This window comes from Streptomyces dysideae, assembly GCF_001514305.1.
GTDB lineage: Bacteria > Actinomycetota > Actinomycetes > Streptomycetales > Streptomycetaceae > Streptomyces > Streptomyces dysideae.
Map to the genome: position 1 here is coordinate 23,599 of NZ_KQ949127.1, position 18,876 is coordinate 42,474.

Genomic DNA, 18,876 nt, shown 5'->3' on the forward strand with positions numbered 1-18,876 from the left:
TGGCTCGTACGGGGAGGTGGCAGGCAAGTGGTGGATCAGCTGACGCAGCACGATCCGCGGCGGATCGGGCCGTTCGAGGTGCTGGGACGGCTGGGTGCCGGCGGCATGGGGCTGGTCTATCTCGCGCGCTCGGCGTCCGGCCGGCGCGTGGCGATCAAGACGGTCCGTACGGAGCTCGCCGAGGACCAGCTCTTCCGCGTGCGCTTCACGCGCGAGGTGGAGGCGGCCCGGGCGGTCTCCGGCTTCTACACGGCCGCCGTCGTCGACGCCGACCCGCGCGCCGCCGTGCCCTGGCTGGCCACCGCGTACGTGCCGGCGCCCTCGCTCGAGGAGATAGTGAACGAGTGCGGGCCGATGCCGGCCCAGGCGGTGCGCTGGCTGGCGGCGGGTGTGGCGGAGGCGCTGCAGTCCATTCACGGTGCCGGTCTCGTGCACCGCGACCTCAAGCCGTCCAACGTCCTCGTGGTGGAGGACGGCCCCAGAGTCATCGACTTCGGTATCGCGTCCGGCGTATCGAACACCCGTTTGACGATGACGAACGTCGCGGTCGGTACGCCCGCCTACATGTCGCCGGAGCAGGCGAAGGACTCCAGGAGCGTGACCGGCGCGAGCGATGTCTTCTCGCTCGGCTCGATGCTCGTCTTCGCCGCCACCGGACACCCGCCCTTCCACGGCGCCAACCCGGTCGAGACCGTCTTCATGCTGCTCCGGGAGGGCCCGGACCTCGAGGGTCTCCCGGACGAGCTGCGCCCGCTGATCGAGTCCTGTATGCAGATGGAGGCGACGGCCCGCCCCAACCCGGCCGACCTCCAGGCCCAGCTGGCACCCCACCTCTTCGGCTCCGGCTCCGACGACTCCGGTACGGCGTCGGCGTGGCTGCCCGAGCGGGCGGTGAGCCTGATCGAGGGGCGCCGCAACGGCCGCCCGCCGACCGCGCCCGGCGCCTCCCCGGGCCGCAGCGCCGGACGCAACGCCCCGGCGCCCGTCCCGCCCCCGCCGGCCCACGACCCCGTCGTCCCGGTACCCGTGGGCGCCCCCGACACCGGCCCCCTACGCCTCGCGGGCGCCCAGGTGCCCATCGGCCCCGGCCCTCGGGTCGCCGACGCCCGTGCCGCCGCCGTCAAGGCGCCCCCGCCGGAGGCCGGCCTGGTCGCCAGCTGGTCCAAGCCCCGCCCCGGCGTCAACGGCGCAGACCCCGCCGTGGGCCCTGCCGTACCGGCACCGCCGCCCCCGGAGACCGCGGCCGGCTGGCGCCCCTGGCGCTTCCGCATGTCGAACGACGTCTGGGGCACCCCCGCCGTCTCCGACGACCTCGTCTACGTCACCTCCTTCGAGGTGCACTCCCTGGACGTGGCCACCGGCCGCCGCCGCTTCAAGACCCGGGACGTCGCCTGGTCGATGGCGGTCGCGGACGGCCGTATCCACGCCTCCGACGGCCCGACCCTCTTCGCCCTGGACGCCCGCGAGGGCGCCGACCTGTGGCGCCTGTCCACGGAGGCCTGGGTGTACTCCCTCAAGGCCGACCGGGGCACTGTCGTCACCGGCACCCGCGGCGGCGGCGTCCAGGCCTGGGAGGCCTCGAACGGCCAGAAGCTCTGGGAGATCACCGGCGCCCAGACCGACTTCGAGTCCCCGGAGGCCGGACCCGCCCTGCACGACGGCACGGTCTACGTCTGGCAGGACGCCCGCCTGCGCGCCCTGGACGCCCGGACCGGCGACGAGCGCTGGTCGTACCCCATCGGCGACGCGGCCTCCTGCGGCGGAGTCCCGGTGCGGGTCGCCCAGGCCCACGACGGCTACGTGTACGTCTCGGCCGGGACGCGCGTCCTGGCCCTGGACGTCGTGACCGGCCTGGTCCGCTGGCACTTCGAAGCCCCCGCCGCCTTCCTCTGCCCGCCGACCTTCGTGCCGGGCCCCGCGGTCACGGGCGGCGGCGTGTACCTCGCCGACTACCTCGGCACCGTCTACGCCCTGGACGCCACCGACGGCCGCGACCGCTGGCGGATCGCCACCGAGTCCCGTGCGTCGATCGAACCGGTACTGGTCGCCGCGGGCCACGTCCACGTGGGCAGCGGCAAGGGCCTCTACACCCTGGACGCCGTCACCGGCACTCCCAAGTGGCGCTTCCAGGCCGGCGGCGACATCGTGGGCGCGCCCGCGGTGGCCGAGGGCCGCATCCACTTCGGCTCCACCGACCACCTCCTGTACACCCTCAAGGCCGACGACGGGCGCCTGCGCTGGAAGCTGGCCACCGGCGGCGAGATCACCGGGTCCCCGGTGGTCAAGGACGGCGTCGTGTACGCGTGCAGCAAGGACCGCTGCGTGTACGCGCTGGACGCGGAGAAGGGGACCGGGACCGCCAGGACGTCCTAGCAGGCCCGTGACGGCCGTCGTACCGGCACGGAAGGGGTTCCGGACGGCGGCCGTCGATGCGGGGAGCGGGGTGCGGATGCGTGCGTTCGCCGCTCTCACCGCAGACGCTACGCCCAGTACGCGGCGGTCGCCACGCGGTGACATGGCCGTGACAGCTGATCAGTAGAGTCACGGCCATGGATCTTCGGGGGCGCAGGCTCAAGTTCACAGTGGTCACGGCATTGGTGGTCCTCGCACTGACGGGGTTCTCGACGGGGCGTGGCCACGGCAGCAGTAGTAGTAGCGGCGGCAGTGGAAGCGACGGCGGGGGCGGCTGCAGCAGCTCCAGCCGGGATCACGACAGTTCGTCGTCTACGTCGGGCGGCGGTACGCACCGCGACTACGACGACGACGATGACGACGACTACGGCAGCTCCTCCGGGAGCGCCTCCACGGCCGTGAAGGACGCCCAGGTCAAGCTGGTGAGCTGCGTGACGGAGGCCGAGGCGTACGCCACGGTCGCGGTCACCAACCCCAACTCCGCGGGCCGCACCTTCACCGTCACCGTCCGATTCCTCGACGCCGATTCCAACCAGGTCGACCTGCGGACTGTGGACGAGTTCGTCGCCGCGAACGAGACGACGGAGGTGCAGGTGCCCCTGGACCACCCGGGCCTGGCGGCCGAAGTCGACCACTGCGACCCGGAGTTGTACGCAGCGGTCGGCTGACGAAGGCTCAACGCAACCGGAACCTCCCCCGCCGCCCGGCGAACAGCTCCGTCTGCCGCTCGGCGGGGAGGTTGCCCAGCGAGATGAGATGCGGCGCCTGCGCGAACGCCTGGGCAAGGACGGCCTCCTTCGCCGCCCACAGGGCGCGTACCGTCCCCTGCACCGCCTCCGCCGGATACCCGGCGACGACGACGGCACAGGCGAGGGCGGCCTCCAGTGCCCCGCCGGGTTCGGTGAGTTCGGAGACCAGCCCGATGTCGAAGGCCCGCCGCGCGGACATCCGCTCGGCGCTCCCCATGAGCGCCATCCGCGCGGCCTCCCCGTACGGCATCCGCAGCGCCATGTGCATGGACTCGTACGCGCTGACCATGCCGTAGGTGGTGTGCGGGTCGAAGAAGGTCGCGGCCGGGTCGGCGACGACGAACTCGCACTCGCCGATCAGGTAGAAGGCACCGCCGCAGGCCATCCCCGACACGGCGGCGATGACGGGCTTCCAGAGGTCGTTCGCCTTGGGGCCGACGCGGAGCAGCGGATCGTCCGTCATATACGGCGAGTTGGGCTGCGGAACGTCGGCGCCCCGGTCCAGCCCCGTACAGAAGGCACGCTCCCCGGCGCCGGCGAGAACGACGGCACGAACGGAGTCGTCGAACCGCAACACACCCCACACGTCCACCAGTTCGTCCCTCATCGCCAGGTCGATGGCGTTGAGACGATCGGGCCGGTCGAGGGTGACGACGGCGACGCCGGTGTCCTTGTCGATGGTGAGGCGCAGGGGGGCGGTCGTCATGGGCGCTCCAGGACCCATTGGGGGAGCCCGGTCGCCTCGTCGTACGTGAAGCGCACCTTGGCGCCGATGCGGATGCGGTGCGGATCAAGGGAGTTGACCGGCGCGCCGGGCTCGCTGACCAGATTGCCGACGAGCCGTATGCGGGACGCCTCGGCGAGCTCGACGATCACGACGTTGTACGGCGCCAGCGCCGCGTAGTCCGGCAGGAGGGGCGGATGCGGCACGACGTACGACCAGATGCGCCCCTGTCCGGACAGTGCCCGCCACTCGGTCTCGAAGGACTGGCAGTGGGGACAGCACGGGCGCGGCGGAAAGCGCGGCTCACCGCAGTCGGCGCAGGCCTGGACGCGGAGCTCGCCCTGGGCGGCGTACTGCCAGAAGGGGGCGCCGTCGGGGTCGGTGACGGGGGTCAGCATGGGTCAGCTCCTCAGCAGCAGGGCGGACGTCGGGACTCCCTCGCCGGCGGTGACGAGGCATGTGGCGGCACCCGGGACCTGTGCCGTACTGGTCCCCCGCAGCTGCTTGACGCCCTCGTTGATGAGGTTGAAGCCATGGACGTAGGCCTCGGAGAGCCCGCCCCCGCCGGTGTTGAGCGGCAGCCGTCCGCCGATCTCCAGTGCGCCGCCCTCGGTGAAGGCGCCACCTTCCCCTCGCCCGCAGAAGCCGTAGCCCTCGAGGGAGAGCGGTATGAGGGGGGTGAACGCGTCGTAGATCTGGGCGACGTCGACGTCCTGGGGCGTGAGGTCGGCGTGTTTCCAGAGGTGCCGGGCGGCGGTCCAGGCGGGGCCGGTGAGGGGGTCGTCGGTCCAGTAGTTGACCATGCCGTGGTGCTGGGCCGGGAGACCCTGGGCGGCGGAGTGGACGTAGGCGGGAGTGTGCCGGCAGTCCCGTGCCCGCTCCCTGCTGACGATCACGCAGGCCAACGCCCCGTCCGTCTCGAGGCAGTTGTCGAAGAGGCAGAGGGGCTCGCTGATCCAGCGGGAGGTCATGTACATCTCGCGGGTGAGGGGACGGTCGTACATGATCGCGGAGGGGTTCTGGTTGGCCCGGTTCCGGCAGGCGAGGGCGACGTTGAACAGGTGGTCCCGGGTGGCGCCGTACTCGTGCATGTAGCGGCGGGCCAGCATGGCGATCTCGTCGACGGGCCGGAGGAGACCGTACGGGCGCGTCCACTGGGCGGGGGTGGGGAGTTGGGCGTCGGTGTTCTTCCAGGGGCGAGGTCCTGAGCCTCTCTTCCTCGACCGCCAGGCGACCCCGACCGTCGCCTGCCCGCTCGCGATGGCGGCGGCGAGATGGGCGACGGTGGCGCAGGAACCGCCTCCGCCGTACCCGACCTTGCTGAAGAAGGTGAGGTCACCGAGGCCGACCGCCTTGGCCAGCTCGACCTCGTCGGTCTCCTCCATGGTGTACGAGGCGAGGGCGTCGACCTCACCGGGGGCGATTCCGGCGTCGTCGAGGGCGGCGAGCACGGCACGGCAGGCGAGGGTCCGCTCGTCCTCCGGGAGGTGCTTGGCGAACGGTGTCTGCCCGATCCCGACGATCGCGGTGGCGTCCTTGAAAGTCACGCTGCACGCACCTCCGCACACTGTGAGGCCTGCTGACAGTGCGTCAGGCTACCGCTAATCTGACGGGTAGTCAGCTAGTGTGCTCTTGGAGGCTGGTCGTGCGCGGAGACGTGGAGTGGGACAGCATCCCGGGCCTGGTCCGGTCGGCGGCCGAACGGTACGCGGACGCCGAAGCGGTCGTGGAGGGCCGTACGCGCGTCTCGTACGCCGAACTGGGCGCCCGGGTGGAACGCGCTGCGGCGGCCTGCGTGGCGAACGGCGTGCGGGTGGGCGACCGGGTCGGGATCTGGGCGCCGAACTCGCTCGACTGGATCGTCTCGGCGCTCGGGGCGGTGTCGGCCGGGGCGGTGCTGGTGCCGCTGAACACAAGGTTCAAGGGGAGTGAGGCGGCCGACGTACTCCGCCGCAGCGGGGCGCGGCTGCTGTTCGTGACGGGAACGTTCCTGGGGACGTCGTACGTGGCGTCACTGCGGCGGGCGGCGGGGGAGGGGCCGGGCGCCGGACCGCTCCCCGGCCTGCCGTCGCTGGAGCAGGTGGTGGTGCTGTCGGACGACGCACCGGCGGACTTCCGCACGTGGAAGGACTTCCTGGCGAGCGGGGAGGGGGTGTCCGGCCGGGAGGTACGGTCGCGGTCGTCCCTGATCGACGGCTCGTCGCCGTCGGACATCATCTTCACGTCGGGCACGACGGGCCGCCCCAAGGGTGCGGTGATCACCCACGCGCAGACGCTCCGGGCGTACGAGATCTGGAGCGACCTGGCGGGCCTGACGCAGGGCGACCGCTACCTCATCGTGAACCCCTTCTTCCACACCTTCGGCTACAAGGCCGGCGTGATCGCCTGCCTCACGCGGGGCGCGACGATGATCCCGCAGCCGGTGTTCAACGTCGACACGGTGCTGGCGAACGTGGCGGCGGAGCGGGTGTCGGTCCTCCCCGGCCCGCCGACCCTCCTCCAGTCCCTCCTGGACCACCCGGCGAGAGACGCCCACGACCTCTCGGCCCTCCGCCTGATGGTGACCGGCGCGGCGGTGGTACCGCTCCGCCTGGTGGAACGCCTGCGGGAGGAACTGCACGTCGACACCGTCCTCACGGCATACGGCCTCTCGGAGGCCACCGGCATCGTCACGATGTGCCGCCACGGCGACGAGCCGACGGTGATCGCGTCGACGTCCGGGAGGGCCATACCCGGCACGGAGGTGAGGGTGGCCGCACCGTCGGGGAAGCCGCTTGCCCCCGGCCGCGCGGGCGAGGTCCTGGTCCGTGGCTTCAACGTCATGCGGGGCTACTACGAGGACGAGACGGCCACGGCGGAGACGGTGACACCGGACGGCTGGCTGCGGACGGGGGACGTCGGCGTGCTGGACTCCGCCGGGAACCTCCGCATCACCGACCGCATCAAGGACATGTTCATCGTCGGCGGCTTCAACGCGTACCCGGCGGAGATAGAGCAGCTGCTGGGCCTGCATCCGGATGTCGCGGACGTCGCGGTGATCGGCGTACCGGACGCGCGGCTGGGGGAGGTCGGGAAGGCGTACGTGGTGCGGCGGGCGGGGGCCGTGGTGACGGGCGACGACCTGATCGCCTGGGCTCGGCGGGAGATGGCGAACTACAAGGTGCCGCGGGTGGTGGAGTTCGTGGGGGAGCTGCCGCGGAACGCGAGCGGGAAGGTGGTGAAGGGGGCGCTGCGGGGGTGGGGGGGAGTCACCCATGAGGGTGAAGGGCTGGAAGCAGGACCTCACCCAGCGTGACATCGCTGACTCCATGGGCGTCTCCACGCCCCGTCTCTCGGCCGTCGAACACGGAGAGATCGACCGCACGGAGGTCGCCACGCTGCGCTCCCTGGTCCGGGCTCTGGACGGGGAACTCCGCGTGGCGGCGGACTTCGGGACACGCAGGCACACGGTCACCTGAGCAGCACTCGGCACGGCACTGCGGACGGCATGAACCCCACCCACGACCCTGATCTGTCCACCCGCTGCACCACGCCCCCCCATCCCAAGGGGCAATTGGAGGATTTGTGCCACCATCGGGCCGTCCCATGTGGTCTTTTACGGCTCGAGGTGGCACAGATCCTCCAATTGCGGGGCTGGGACGAGGGAGGGAGGGAGGGAGGGAGGGGCTAGGCAGCCAGGGTGGCTTGGATCTCCTGGAGTATTTGAGCAGGGTGATGGAAGACGACCTCCGCGGTGTAGCGCAGCAGAGTGCGTACCTCCGGGCACTGCAGGATCTGGTTGAAGCGGGTGACGTCCCGACGGTGGGCCTCGCGGGTGCCGTGGTAGGCGTACCCCTCGATCTCGACCGCCAGCCCCTCCTTCCGGAACAGGAAGTCGAGGAAGCGGCGGCCACCGCCGGGGACCTGGAGTTCGACCTGGGTTTCCGGGCGCAGGCCGGCGTCGAGCATGTGCAGGCGGGCGACCGTCTCCGCGGGGGAACCGGTGTGACGGTCGGCGAGTCCCAGCCAGCGCCTGGCACGGGCGGCTCCCCGGAACGGGGCTTCGAGTGCGACGGAGAGCGCTGCCGGGGCGGTGAGCGGGGCGCGACGTACGCCACCGACGTTGCGGTAGCCGAGCGCGGACTCGACGGCCACGAGTGCGTCGTCCCGGGGCCCGGCACGCAGGAGGTCGGCGAGGGTGCGGGGGACGTCTGTGACTCGTAGCCCTGATCGCTGAACGACCTCGGTTTCGGCGAGGGGGATCCGGCGGACTCGCACGCCCGCGACAGCTTGTCGGAAGCTGAGCTCGGGGTCGATGAACTCGAGCTCCGGCAGCTGCTGGGCCCTGGTATCCGTGTTCAGGATCTCGATACGCCAGAGTCTGGCCGCCGAACGGTGACTCACGACGAGCTGCGGATTGACGAGCTGGGTGGCCTTGAGCTGCATGGCCAGGTCGACATTCCGCCCCGGTTCGGCCCAGGCGCCGCTCCGGACCTGCGTCCACCCCTCCGACCGCAGCCTCCGAAAGAGGAGGACCCGAGCCCACCCGGCCCCCAGGGCCCGCGAGGTGAGCAACACGCCCCCCTCGATCAACTCCCCCAACTTCGCTCGCTCCACGCCACCACTGTCCCGGAGGAGCTGTCTTCCTGCTCGCCCCTGTGGATAACCAGTCGGCGGGTTTCGTGGTGGGGGAGTGCGGGTTCAGGCCTTCACGGAGGCGAGGAAAGCGGCCCAGGTGGAGGGCCGGAAGCGGAGTACGGGGCCTGCGCCGGCCTGCTTCGAGTCGCGGACCGGGACGGTGGCGGGGAGGTCGGGGGCGACCTCGACGCACTCGCCGCCGGTGCCGTTGCTGTAGCTGCTCTTGCGCCACTGGGCGGCGCCGAAGTCAATCTCGTGGCTTGCCATTTCGATAGTCCTCTGCCGCAGCCTCGATCATCGACAGGGACGCCTCAGGCGGCATTGCGACGGCCCTGAGCAGATCGTACGACTCCCGGTACTGCTTCACGAGCGCCGGATAGTCGATGAGTTGGCCGCTGTGCAGGCTCTCGGTGTACACCACGGGAGGAGCGTCCGCGAAGGTCATGATCCTCGTCATCCCCATCATGAACGGGTGAGCGGCGGAGGTTTCCGGGACGATCTGCAGAAGGGAGTGCGTGGTCCGGATCACCCCCGCGATGTGCTCCAGCAGTTCCGCCATCTCCTCGGGGGGAAGGGCGGCGCGGCGGATCAGGGACTCGTCGAGGATCGCCCAGAACTTGGGCGGGTTCTCCGAGGTGAAGAGCTCGGCCCGTCCCATCCGGGCGCCCACCTTCTCCTCGACCTCCCTGTCCGAGGCTCGGGGCATGGCCGCTCGTACGATCGCCCGCGTGTAGGGCGCCGTCTGCAGCAGGCCGGGCACGATCATCGGTGCCCAGTCCTCGATCGTCTCCGCGTGCTGTTCCATCTCCGCCGCGTCCGCGAAGTACTCCGCGTGTCCCGACTGCCGTGCCTTCCGCGCGTCTTCACAGCGCCGTTCGAAAAACCCGTCCGTCCCCAGCACCTGGTCCACATGCCGAGCCAGGTCCAGCGGCATGCGCCGCTCACCGCGCTCGATCTGGCTCAGAAAGGGGATGCCACGGAAGCTGCCGTCCGCCAGTTGCTCCAGCGTCAGACCCGCCAGCTCCCTCTTGTAGCGCAACTCGGCGCCGTAGAAGGAGGGGACGTTCGCCGATGCGTCGGGGTCCTTACGTGGGGGCACAACTCATCACCGCCGTTTGCCAGTTGCGCTTGCGCAGTCGAATCTCCTTTTACGGTACGCAACATCACGCCACTGTGTGAGTGATTCGTCACAGAGCGCACAGGAAGGCGCCGCCTCATGCACGACCCCCAGCCTCACACCGCCGTTTCCCACGCGGCTGACGTGGACCACTGCGTGACCGACCTCCGCACGGCCCTCGCCGCCCACGGCATCACGCTCCCCTCCCTCCGCGCCGATCTGCCGAGCTTCGCGGGCACGTACGCACCCCCGGTCGGCCTCGTCGCGCTCGGCAACTGCAACACCGTGACGGCGCGCAAGCTCACGGCGGTGCTGCGGGGAGGCCTCGACCTCGGCCTCCTGGCCGTCCCCGAGGCGGTCCCCGATCTCCGCCGTGCGGTACGTCTGCATCTGGGGGCACCCTGCGCCGACGTCCAGCTGTGCGTCACCGAGCTCGTCGCCAACGTGATCCGGCATGTGGGGGAAGGGACGCCGGTCCGTGTGCGGGTGGCTCGCGTGGGCGGCGGCAGGGTCCGTGTCGAGGTCGGCGATCCGGATGCGCGAGCCCTGCCCGTGCTCCGGCACGCCACGGGTGACGACGAGGCCGGGCGGGGTATCGCCCTGCTCGACGCGGTGGCGCTGCGATGGGGTGTGGAGCAGGCGGTGGTGGGCAAGACGGTGTGGTGCGAGCTGGCGGAGGCGGAGTGAGCGGTGACAGCAGCGGCTCGCGCAGATCGGCGGGGAGTGCGCATCCGAGCTGTTCCTCGGCTCGCCCGACGTACTTCGGCCGCGGCGGCTCCCCCTCCGCGCCGCCGCGGCCGATCCCCGTGCGAGAAGGCTTACTTCGTCGGCTTGAAGGGCTCCGACGTGGCGTGCATGTCCTTCGTCGTGATGGGCTCCGACGTGGCGTGCATGTCCTCCGTGGTCGCCTCGCCGTCGGCGGCCGCGGCCTCGGTGTCCGTCGTGCCGGTGGCGTGCATGTCCTGCGGCTTGATGACCGTCTCGTCGCTCATGTCCTTGCTCCCCTTGGTGTCCGTCAGTGGATCGGCGAGGCCCGCCCGGTCATTCCCCCGAGGATGGCCGGGCGGGCCTCCTGGGCCGCTCACATTAGTTCGTCAGTGCGAGGGCCTTTTCCAGTGACCCGTCTGCCCCCCGACGCGACGGATCGACTGAGATAAGAGTGGCGTGAGGCGATAAACGAATGATGAACGGCTCGGCAGAGCCCTCGCCCCCCCGCCCGCCGTCAGGCCGCTTGTACCGGACTCAGCAACGCGCGTACGGCCGTGGCCTCCGGAGAGCCCAGCTCCTCGTAGATGCGGAGCGCCTCGTGCCAGCACACCTGGGCGCGATCGGTCTGCCCGATGCCGGTGAGGGCGTGCCCCAGGACCGTGAGGACGTTGCCGCGTCGCCACTCGCCTCCGATGCCGCGCAGCACGGTGAGGGCCATCTCGGCGTTGGTGGCCGCGTTGGCGGAGCGCCGTGCGGCGAGGTCGACCTCGGCCAGGCGGAACAGGGTCATGCCCTCCCACAGTCGCTGGCGGCTGTCGCGGAAGACCTCCAGCGCTTCGTGCAGCCGGTCCGCGGCGGAATCGCGCTGGTTGCTCTGGGTGAGCGCCATGCCCAGTGCGTAGCGTCCGTTCGCGCCGCGCATGGAGTTCCCCATGGCGTCGTAGATGTCTATGCCCTGCCGGGCCAGGGCGACCGCGCTCTGGGTCCGTCCGGTGGCCAGATGGATACGGGACAGGTTGCACAACGCGCTGGCCTCGCCCGGGCGGTCGCCCAGCGTGCGGAAGTGCTGGATGGCCTGGGAGAGGTGCTCCTCACCGTCCGCGTTGCGGCTCTGGTACAGCGCGATGATGCCGCGCGCGTTACGGGCCCAGCAGACGGGCAGCAGGTCGTCGGCCTCCTCGGCGAGGCGGATGACCTGTTCGGCCTCCTGGTCGGCCATGTCGAAGCGCCCGCCGTCGACGTGCGCATGGGCCAGCGTCATCAGGGCGCGGGCTTCGACCCGCGGTACGTCGACCTGTCGTGCGGCCTCCAGCAGGGCCCTCGCCGTGGCCTCGTACTCCCTGGAGTTGGCGCCCGACTCCGAGATGTCGAGCGCGGCCCACAGCAGGTCGATGGCCCGCCGCAGGGTGCCCGGCCGGCCGGCGGACTGGCGGGCCAGCGCCAGCAGGCAGTTCGCCTCGGTGTAGAGCCAGTCCCGCGCGGCGCTGCGGTGGGCGAACACCAGGCCCGGGTGTTCCGTGGCGGTCAGATGATCCACCAGCCGGTCCCCCGGCCGCTCGATCGCGTAGACCCCGGCCGCCGTCGCCAGACAGAAGTCCAGCAGCCGCGACATCGCCGCCTCCCGCTCACCCGGCGGATGCTCGTCCCGTTCGGCGCACGCACGCGCGTAGAGCCGGACCAGATCGTGGTAGCGGTAGCGGCCGGGCGCCGCCGACTCCAGGAGGGACGTGTCGACGAGGGACTCCAGCAGGTCCTCCGCGTCCTCCACCGGCAGATCCAGCACGGCCGCGGCCGCGGCCAGGGAGATGTCCGGGCCGTCCGCCAGGCCCAGCAGCCGGAACGCCCGTGCCTGGGCCGGCTCCAGGGCGCCGTAGCCGAGTTCGAAGGTCGCCTTCACCGCCAGGTCGCCGGCCTGGAGTTCGTCCAGGCGGCGGCGTTCGTCGGCGAGCTTCGCCGCCAGGACCGAGACCGTCCAGGTGCGCCGGGCCGCCAGGCGGGACGCCGCGATACGGATCGCGAGGGGCAGGAAGCCGCACGCCGCGACCACGTCCAGGGCCGCCTCCCGCTCCGAGGCCACCCGTTCCCGGCCCACGATCTTCGTGAACAGCGACAGCGCCTCGTCCGGTGACATCACGTCCAGGTCGACCAGATGCGCCCCGGCGAGGTCCACCATGCGCACCCGCGAGGTGACGAGGGCCGCGCAGCCCTCCATGCCCGGCAGCAGCGGGCGTACCTGTGCCGCGTCCTTCGCGTTGTCCAGCAGGACCAGCACCCGGCGGCCGTCCAGGACCGAGCGGTACAGCGCCGAGCGTTCCTCCAGGGAGTCCGGGATCGCCGAGTCCGCGGTGCCCAGGGCGCGGAGGAAGGAGCCGAGCACCGTCTCCGGTTCCGCCGCCCGCGGGCCCGCGCCCTGGAGGTCGACGTACAACTGGCCGTCGGGGAAGGCCGTCCGGGTCTGGTGGGCGATGTGGACCGCGAGGGTGGTCTTGCCGACGCCTCCGATGCCCGCCAGCGCCGAGACCGCCATCACGCGGCCCTCCGCGGAGGCCAGGACCGCGCTCAGTTCCGCCACGAAGGATGCGCGGCCGGTGAAGTCCGGGACCGTCGCCGGGAGTTGGGCGGGCCGGACCGGGGCCGGGGCCGGTTCGGACCTGGGGGACGACGGTTCGGCCAGGCCGGGATCCGCCTGGAGGATGCGCTGCTGGAGCTCGCGGAGTCCCGGACGCGGGTCCACACCCAGCTCGTCTGCCAGGAGGCGGCGGGTGTCGGCGTAGACCGCCAGGGCCTCCGCCTGCCGTCCGCTGCGGTACAGCGCCAGCATCAGCAGCTCGCGCAGGCGTTCACGCAGGGGGTGGGCCGCCGTCAGCGCCGTCAGTTCCGACACCGCCTCTGCGTGGCAGCCCTGCTCCAGGTCCATGTGGAGGCGGGATTCCAGGAGTTGGAGCCGCCACTCCTCCAGGCGGACGCGCTGCGCCTCCGCGTACGGGCCCGGTACGCCGGCCAGCACCTCCCCGTCCCACAGGGACAGGGCGCGGGCCAGGGCGTCGCGCGCCTGGCACAGTTTCCCGGCGTTCCGCGCCTTCTCCGCCTCGGCCGCCAGGTCCTGCGCCACCGCCACGTCCAGCGCACCGTCGGCCAGTCCGCGCACCGCGTACCCGCCGGACTCGCTGACCAGGACGCCGGCGTCCAGGATCTTGCGCAGCCGGGACGCGTACGTGCGGACCGCCGCCAGCGCCTGGGACGGCGGTTCGTCGCCCCACAGGGCGTCGATCAGCTCGTGCGCGGTCGCCGTCCGGCCCTCGCGCAGCAGCAGGGCCGCGAGCAGGGCGCGCTGCTGGGGGGAGCCGGTGCTGAGCGGCTCCGCACCCCGCCAGGCACGCACCGGACCGAGCACGCCGAAGCGCAACGCCGCCGGCTCCTGCGAGCCGGGACGCCTCTGCGCCGGCACACGCCCGGCGGCGGAGCCGCTGTCGGCCGAGGCCTCCGGCACCTGCGCTCCACCGTTCATCGCCGTCCCCCTAGGTTCCCTGAACAACCCTGCCAGTTTGCCTTGTTCACGGCAGATGCGTCAGCCGTGGGAGACACCGCTCACAGGTGGACGCGCGGGAAATCACAGTGCCCTCACTCCCTCTCCCCATCCAGAAGCCCCGACCCACATAGCTGACGGACCGTCAGATCGGCGCTACCGTGGCCCACATGGACACCCAAGCGACGTTTCCGCTGATCATCTCGGTCGACGACCACACCGTGGAGCCCGCTCATGTGTGGCAGGACCGGCTTCCGAAGAAGTACCTCGACACCGGGCCGCGCATCGTCCGCGCCCCACTGAAGGAGATGACCTTCCTCGGCGGCCGCTTCAAGCCCGTGATGGGCCGGGAAGGGGATGACGGGCCTGTGGGTGACTGGTGGGTCTACGAGGATCTGCACCGGCCGATCACCCGGCTCGACACCGCCGTCGGCTACAGCAGGGACGAGATCAAGCTCGAGGTCATCACGTACGAGCAGATGCGGCCGGGGTCGTACGACGTCCCGCAGCGCCTCGCCGACATGGACGTCAACCACGTCCAGTCCGCCCTCTGCTTCCCGACCTTCCCGCGCTTCTGCGGCCAGACCTTCACCGAGGCCGAGGACCACGAGCTGGGCCTCCTGTGCGTCCAGGCCTACAACGACTGGATGGTGGAGGAGTGGTGCGGGCCCGACGCGCGCGGGCGGCTCATACCGCTCACCCTCATCCCCCTCTGGGACGCCGAGCTCGCCGCAGCCGAGGTCCGGCGCAACGCCGCCCGCGGCGTCCGTGCCGTCGCCTTCTCCGAGATACCCCCGCACCTCGGGCTGCCCTCCGTCCACACCGACGACTGGGACCCCTTCCTCGCCGCCTGCGACGAGACCGGCACCGTCATCGCCATGCACATCGGCTCCAGCAGCCGTATGCCCTCCACCTCCGCCGACGCCCCGCCCGCCGTCGGCTCCACCATCACCTTCGCCAACTGCTGCTTCTCGATGGTCGACTGGCTGATGAGCGGGAAGCTGGAGCGCTTCCCGAACCTCAGAATCATGTACGCGGAGGGGCAGATCGGCTGGATCCCCTACATCCTCGAACGCGCCGACGTGGTGTGGGAGGAGAACCGCGGCTGGGGCGGTGTCGCCGACAAGGTCCACCGGCCGCCGTCCGAGGTCTTCGCCGAGCATGTCTACGGCTGCTTCTTCGACGACGCCTTCGGGCTGCGGAGTCTGGATTCCATCGGGGTCGGCAACGTGCTGTACGAGACCGACTACCCGCACTCCGACTCCACCTGGCCGAAGTCCCGGGAGGTCGGCGAGGCGCAGATGGGGCATCTGGACGCCGACGTGGTGGAGCGGATCGTACGGGGGAACGCGATCGAGCTGCTGGGCCTCACGCCTGACGGTCTCTGGGACGGCCCGAGGTGATCGAGTACGGCATCCAACTCCCCGTGCAGTCCCAGAGCACGATCTACGCCGAGGGCTGGGAAGCCGGTGCCGGGGCCGACGACCTGCTCGACATCGCCCGTACCGCCGACCGCGCCGGCTTCGCCTACCTCGCCTGCTGTGACCACGTCGGCATCCCGCGCCGGCTCGCGGCCGCGATGAGCACGGTCTGGTACGACCCCGTCGCGACCCTCGCCTTCCTCGCCGCCGCCACCGAACGCGTCCGGCTGCTCAGCCATGTCGCCGTCGTCGGGCTACGGCATCCCCTGCTCACCGCCAAGCAGTACGCCACCCTCGATCACCTGTCGGGCGGTCGCCTGATCCTCGGGGTCGGGGCCGGACATGTGCGGGAGGAGTTCGAGGCGTTGGAGGTGGACTTCGAGCGGCGGGGGTCCGTGCTCGACGAGAGCATCGACGCCCTGCGCGCCGCCCTCGGGCCCGACGAGTTCCCCGAACACCACGGCAAGCTCTATGACTTCGAGGGCCTCGGGCAGTGCCCCCGGCCCGCACAGCCGCACCTGCCCCTCTGGGTCGGCGGCTCCTCGCCCGCCGCCGTACGGCGGGCCGCGCTCAAGGGCGACGGGTGGCTGCCGCAGGGGGACCCGCGGGACCGGCTGCCGGGGCAGATCGCCCGGCTGCGGCGGCTGCGGGAGGAGGCGGGGGTGGACCGGCCCTTCGTGGTGGGCGCGATCACCGAGCCGCTGTACGTGGGTGAGCCGGGCTGGGACGTCGGGCGCCGCACGCTCAGTGGCGCCCCCGAGATGCTCGCCGAGTCGCTGCGGGTGTACCGGGCGATGGGCGTGCACCAGATCCAGGTGCGGTTCCGGAGCCGGGAGCGCGCTGAACTCACCGACCAGATGGCCGCGTTCGGCGCGGAGGTGGGGCCGCACCTCTCGGAACGGTAACGAAGGGCCGCCGTGCGCCGTTGCCGTCTCCGGCCCCGGACATGTGATCCCGTGATGACGGGCCGTTATTCACGCCGGTCAGGGTCAGGAATGTGCGGCAAAAACCGGGGAGGCCGTATGTCTGTTTCCGTTCGATTGGTGATATTCGACCTGGGAGTTTGACACTTCGGGGGCGGAACTCGATATTTCTTACTGGCGGGTAATGAGGCAGTACACCGCTTGAGAGCAGCCTCGGCTGCGGCGAAAGGGAAAGATCGAGTGACGCAGAACACATTATGGTCGCGGATTCGTGCCCGCAGGGTGACGGCGGTGGGCGCAGCCCTGGTGAGCGCGGTCGCGAGCCTCGCGCTGGCGCAGCCCGCCCAGGCCGGCCCCGGCGGTGCCGTCAACATCCGTGGTCAGGAGTCCTGGGACACCGACCGGATGATGTCGCGTGTCTGCGGCACCGACGGCGACACCGGCTACCAGGACTGGTACGTCAACATCGCGACCGGCGAACTCCGTGACCACGCGTCCTGGCGCAAGGCGCCGGTGTGGCACAAGGACGACGGCAAGTGGACGCTGCAGCCGGGGTGGGAGCGCTTCGAGGGCCGCTGCGAGTACCCCGTGGCCGCCAGCTGGACCTACCGCGACGACTGGCGGCGCATCAGTGAGACCCGCACCAACTGCACCGACAGCGGCTACCAGCTGATGCTGGCCCGCGACTACTCGACCTCGACGTCGTACACCCACACCGTGGGCGGTTCCACCAGCGCCACGGCCTCCATCGGCAGCTGGTTCGGCGTATCGGCCGAGGCGAACTACAGCTATTCCTGGGCCATCGCGGATTCGGTGGGCGTCTCCCACACTGATTTGATCGACATCGGCCCCCGGAAGACCGCCTGGATCGAGGCAAGCCCCACGAAACGCGTGGTGCGTGTGAATCCGGTCTTCAAGGTCGAGTCCTATACCTGGAACCCGACCGGAAAGCGTGCGGACGTGGTGGACGTCAATACCTGGCGAGGCCGCGGTTATGACCGGATTTACTCGTACGGCAACTACATCGACGGCGTTGCCGATGAACTCAAGAAGGACGGAACGCCGAAAATGACGTTCCGGAAGAAGGACCGGTCCGCCGGGAGCGAGTGCGACTGACCCTCCCTGAGGTTCCTGCCCCTCTTTGAAGTTTTGAACATGTCCACGCCGGTTCCCGTATGTACGGACGTACGGACGTCATGGCTCCGGCGGAAGGACACGTGCTGTGCGATCCTCCCAGCGAATCTCCGTCGCCCTCGCTTGTACGGAGGGCGAGTGGCCGCACGACGACTGGCCGGCCCCGGACGACCGGTACGTGGGCCGGGTCGTGCGCCTGGACCCGCCTTTCCGGGTGCCCGAGGACGTGGATGTCGTCGTGCTGCGGTGCGAGGAACCGGCGGAGGGGCTAAGTGAGTTGGGGGCGACCGGCGGGATTCCGGTGATCGTGATCAGCCCTGGCCGGGACACCAGGACCATCGTCGAGGTGTTCCGCGGCGGGGCCGGATATCTGGTCGAGGGGGACTACTGCACCTGCATGCTCTCCTCGGCCGTCGTCGGCGCCACCGTCGGGCACACCTATCTGTCCCCGGCGGCGTGCGCGGCCCTGCGGGAGGGGGCCCGGCAACTGTCCACGGCGGAGGCGGCCATGGAGCGGCTGCGGGCGCTGCTCTCGCCCCGCGAGCGGCAGATCATGGAGCTGCTGTCGACCGGTCTCGGCGCACAGGAGATCGGCCTGCGCTTACGGCTGAGCGAGAAGACCGTCCGCAACAACCTCAGCAACATCTACGCCAAGCTCGATGCCCGGGGGAGCACGGACGCGGTCCTGAGGTGGCTGGGAGCCGCGCCCGTGCTTCGCACCTGAGAACAGACTGCTCTGTCTACTGCGCCTGAATCTCCGACAGCGGGATTTCCACGTCGGTGACGTTCTCACCGCCCTCGCCGAATCCAGGTTCCGTCCTGAGGGCGCGTGTGGAGTTCTGGAGCCCGGCGGCCTGGGGAGTTCCGCACTTCACATTGCGCAGCCAGAGGCGGCCGTCGGGAGTGCCGTTCGTCAGGATCTGCGGATAGAAGACGTGAACGGTGGCGGCTCCCTCGCTGGGGGAGAAGAACACGGTCTGGCCGTCCTGCGCCTCCTTGTAGGTGGCGCGCAGGAATCCGCTCACGTCGGTGCGCTTGTGGGACCACATGAAGAAGGCGATGTGGTCCGCCTTCACCGTGTCGCTTCTGCTGAAGGAGAACGAGGACGTGGTGTCGTCACGCTTGATGTTGAATTCCTGCGTGGCGAATTTGACGCCGATCTCGAAGACCGAGTTCCCCAGCTTCGTGCTGCCGTCCGTGTTGAAGCCGTCCTCCAGCTGAATGACGCGTGTCACGGACGCCGTGCCGCTGAAGGTCTTCGTCGCCGCGGAGCTGATTCCGCAGTTGTCGGTCACCGTGGTGACCCGTTCGTTGGGGCCGAGGCTGTTGGCCTTGTGCTGGACGGGGACGAACTCGCAGTTCTCCAACGTGTCCGAGTCCGTACGGCAGTCGGTGGCCACCTCGTCGGGGGTTGCGGCGCCCGCGCTGTACATCAGCGGGACGGCCAGTCCGAGGGCGGCGACCGGCGCCAGGGCGAGGGTGATGCGCTTCTTCTTGCTCCGGTGGCTTCCGCTGCGGCCGGCGCGTGTCATGGAGTGTCTCCTG

The 18,876-nt window shown here is 70.7% G+C and carries 18 protein-coding genes; 9 read left to right on the top strand and 9 right to left on the bottom strand.

Features of this window, described 5'->3' with window-relative positions; translation table 11 throughout:
- Window positions 1-27: 27 nt before the first annotated feature.
- Window positions 28-2,373, top strand: coding sequence for a protein serine/threonine kinase AfsK (locus tag AQJ91_RS44635; RefSeq protein ID WP_067034811.1), 2,346 nt, complete (start codon window positions 28-30; stop codon window positions 2,371-2,373).
- 176 nt (window positions 2,374-2,549) lie between these two features.
- The gene (locus AQJ91_RS44640; protein WP_067034814.1) at window positions 2,550-3,080 is read left to right on the top strand and encodes a hypothetical protein; all 531 of its coding nucleotides are present in this window, start codon (window positions 2,550-2,552) and stop codon (window positions 3,078-3,080) included.
- 7 nt (window positions 3,081-3,087) lie between these two features.
- On the opposite strand, the gene AQJ91_RS44645 is transcribed toward AQJ91_RS44640, so the two are convergent.
- Genes AQJ91_RS44645 through AQJ91_RS44655 form a run of 3 tightly spaced genes read right to left on the bottom strand, consistent with a single transcriptional unit; the run spans window position 3,088 to window position 5,432 of the window.
- Entirely contained in the window at window positions 3,088-3,885 is a 798-nt protein-coding gene (locus AQJ91_RS44645) for an enoyl-CoA hydratase/isomerase family protein (protein ID WP_067034816.1), read from the bottom strand.
- On the bottom strand, window positions 3,864-4,283 hold the full coding sequence (locus tag AQJ91_RS44650) for a Zn-ribbon domain-containing OB-fold protein (protein WP_067034819.1): 420 nt from the start codon (window positions 4,281-4,283) through the stop codon (window positions 3,864-3,866). The genes AQJ91_RS44645 and AQJ91_RS44650 overlap by 22 nt, the downstream gene beginning before the upstream one ends.
- 3 nt (window positions 4,284-4,286) lie before the next feature.
- The gene (locus AQJ91_RS44655; RefSeq protein ID WP_067034823.1) at window positions 4,287-5,432 is read right to left on the bottom strand and encodes a lipid-transfer protein; all 1,146 of its coding nucleotides are present in this window, start codon (window positions 5,430-5,432) and stop codon (window positions 4,287-4,289) included.
- Between the two features lie 98 nt (window positions 5,433-5,530).
- On the opposite strand from AQJ91_RS44655, the gene AQJ91_RS44660 reads away from it, so the two are divergent.
- Both AQJ91_RS44660 and AQJ91_RS44665 read left to right on the top strand, forming a co-directional pair.
- The gene (locus AQJ91_RS44660; RefSeq protein ID WP_067034825.1) at window positions 5,531-7,180 is read left to right on the top strand and encodes a FadD3 family acyl-CoA ligase; all 1,650 of its coding nucleotides are present in this window, start codon (window positions 5,531-5,533) and stop codon (window positions 7,178-7,180) included.
- Window positions 7,140-7,343, top strand: coding sequence for an XRE family transcriptional regulator (locus AQJ91_RS44665; protein WP_067034828.1), 204 nt, complete (start codon window positions 7,140-7,142; stop codon window positions 7,341-7,343). Before AQJ91_RS44660 ends, AQJ91_RS44665 begins: the two co-directional genes overlap by 41 nt.
- A gap of 208 nt (window positions 7,344-7,551) precedes the next feature.
- Here AQJ91_RS44665 and AQJ91_RS44670 read toward each other — a convergent pair whose 3' ends face one another.
- From AQJ91_RS44670 to AQJ91_RS44680, 3 genes are all read right to left on the bottom strand, one after another.
- Window positions 7,552-8,481 carry a hypothetical protein gene (locus AQJ91_RS44670; RefSeq protein WP_067034832.1) on the bottom strand — a complete coding sequence of 310 codons (930 nt, stop codon included), beginning with the start codon at window positions 8,479-8,481 and terminating at the stop codon, window positions 7,552-7,554.
- A gap of 84 nt (window positions 8,482-8,565) precedes the next feature.
- Window positions 8,566-8,769: a DUF397 domain-containing protein gene (locus AQJ91_RS44675; RefSeq protein ID WP_067034835.1), complete on the bottom strand. Its 204-nt coding sequence runs from the start codon at window positions 8,767-8,769 to the stop codon at window positions 8,566-8,568.
- Complete coding sequence (locus AQJ91_RS44680) at window positions 8,750-9,601, bottom strand: helix-turn-helix domain-containing protein (protein WP_067034837.1); 852 nt, start codon at window positions 9,599-9,601, stop codon at window positions 8,750-8,752. Before AQJ91_RS44680 ends, AQJ91_RS44675 begins: the two co-directional genes overlap by 20 nt.
- Before the next feature lie 174 nt (window positions 9,602-9,775).
- Here AQJ91_RS44680 and AQJ91_RS54950 point away from each other — a divergent pair, with 174 nt between their 5' ends.
- A complete protein-coding gene (locus tag AQJ91_RS54950; RefSeq protein WP_324618058.1) occupies window positions 9,776-10,306 on the top strand; it encodes an ATP-binding protein in 531 nt (176 codons plus the stop codon).
- A 131-nt stretch (window positions 10,307-10,437) separates the two neighbouring features.
- Here AQJ91_RS54950 and AQJ91_RS54955 read toward each other — a convergent pair whose 3' ends face one another.
- Both AQJ91_RS54955 and AQJ91_RS44690 read right to left on the bottom strand, forming a co-directional pair.
- Complete coding sequence (locus tag AQJ91_RS54955) at window positions 10,438-10,611, bottom strand: hypothetical protein (protein WP_199848192.1); 174 nt, start codon at window positions 10,609-10,611, stop codon at window positions 10,438-10,440.
- Between the two features lie 230 nt (window positions 10,612-10,841).
- A complete protein-coding gene (locus tag AQJ91_RS44690) occupies window positions 10,842-13,835 on the bottom strand; it encodes an SARP-family global regulator AfsR (protein WP_079085675.1) in 2,994 nt (997 codons plus the stop codon).
- A 188-nt stretch (window positions 13,836-14,023) separates the two neighbouring features.
- Here AQJ91_RS44690 and AQJ91_RS44695 point away from each other — a divergent pair, with 188 nt between their 5' ends.
- The 4 genes from AQJ91_RS44695 (at window position 14,024) to AQJ91_RS44710 (ending at window position 18,055) form a co-directional block, all read left to right on the top strand.
- On the top strand, window positions 14,024-15,256 hold the full coding sequence (locus AQJ91_RS44695) for an amidohydrolase family protein (RefSeq protein ID WP_199848193.1): 1,233 nt from the start codon (window positions 14,024-14,026) through the stop codon (window positions 15,254-15,256).
- Entirely contained in the window at window positions 15,253-16,179 is a 927-nt protein-coding gene (locus AQJ91_RS44700; protein WP_079085676.1) for a TIGR03619 family F420-dependent LLM class oxidoreductase, read from the top strand. The genes AQJ91_RS44695 and AQJ91_RS44700 overlap by 4 nt, the downstream gene beginning before the upstream one ends.
- Before the next feature lie 309 nt (window positions 16,180-16,488).
- Window positions 16,489-17,313 (top strand): hypothetical protein, encoded by an 825-nt coding sequence (locus tag AQJ91_RS44705; RefSeq protein ID WP_067034850.1) that lies wholly within the window; start codon window positions 16,489-16,491, stop codon window positions 17,311-17,313.
- A gap of 106 nt (window positions 17,314-17,419) precedes the next feature.
- On the top strand, window positions 17,420-18,055 hold the full coding sequence (locus AQJ91_RS44710; RefSeq protein WP_067034853.1) for a response regulator transcription factor: 636 nt from the start codon (window positions 17,420-17,422) through the stop codon (window positions 18,053-18,055).
- A gap of 16 nt (window positions 18,056-18,071) precedes the next feature.
- On the opposite strand, the gene AQJ91_RS44715 is transcribed toward AQJ91_RS44710, so the two are convergent.
- The gene (locus AQJ91_RS44715; RefSeq protein WP_067034855.1) at window positions 18,072-18,863 is read right to left on the bottom strand and encodes a hypothetical protein; all 792 of its coding nucleotides are present in this window, start codon (window positions 18,861-18,863) and stop codon (window positions 18,072-18,074) included.
- Between the last annotated feature and the right edge of the window lie 13 nt (window positions 18,864-18,876).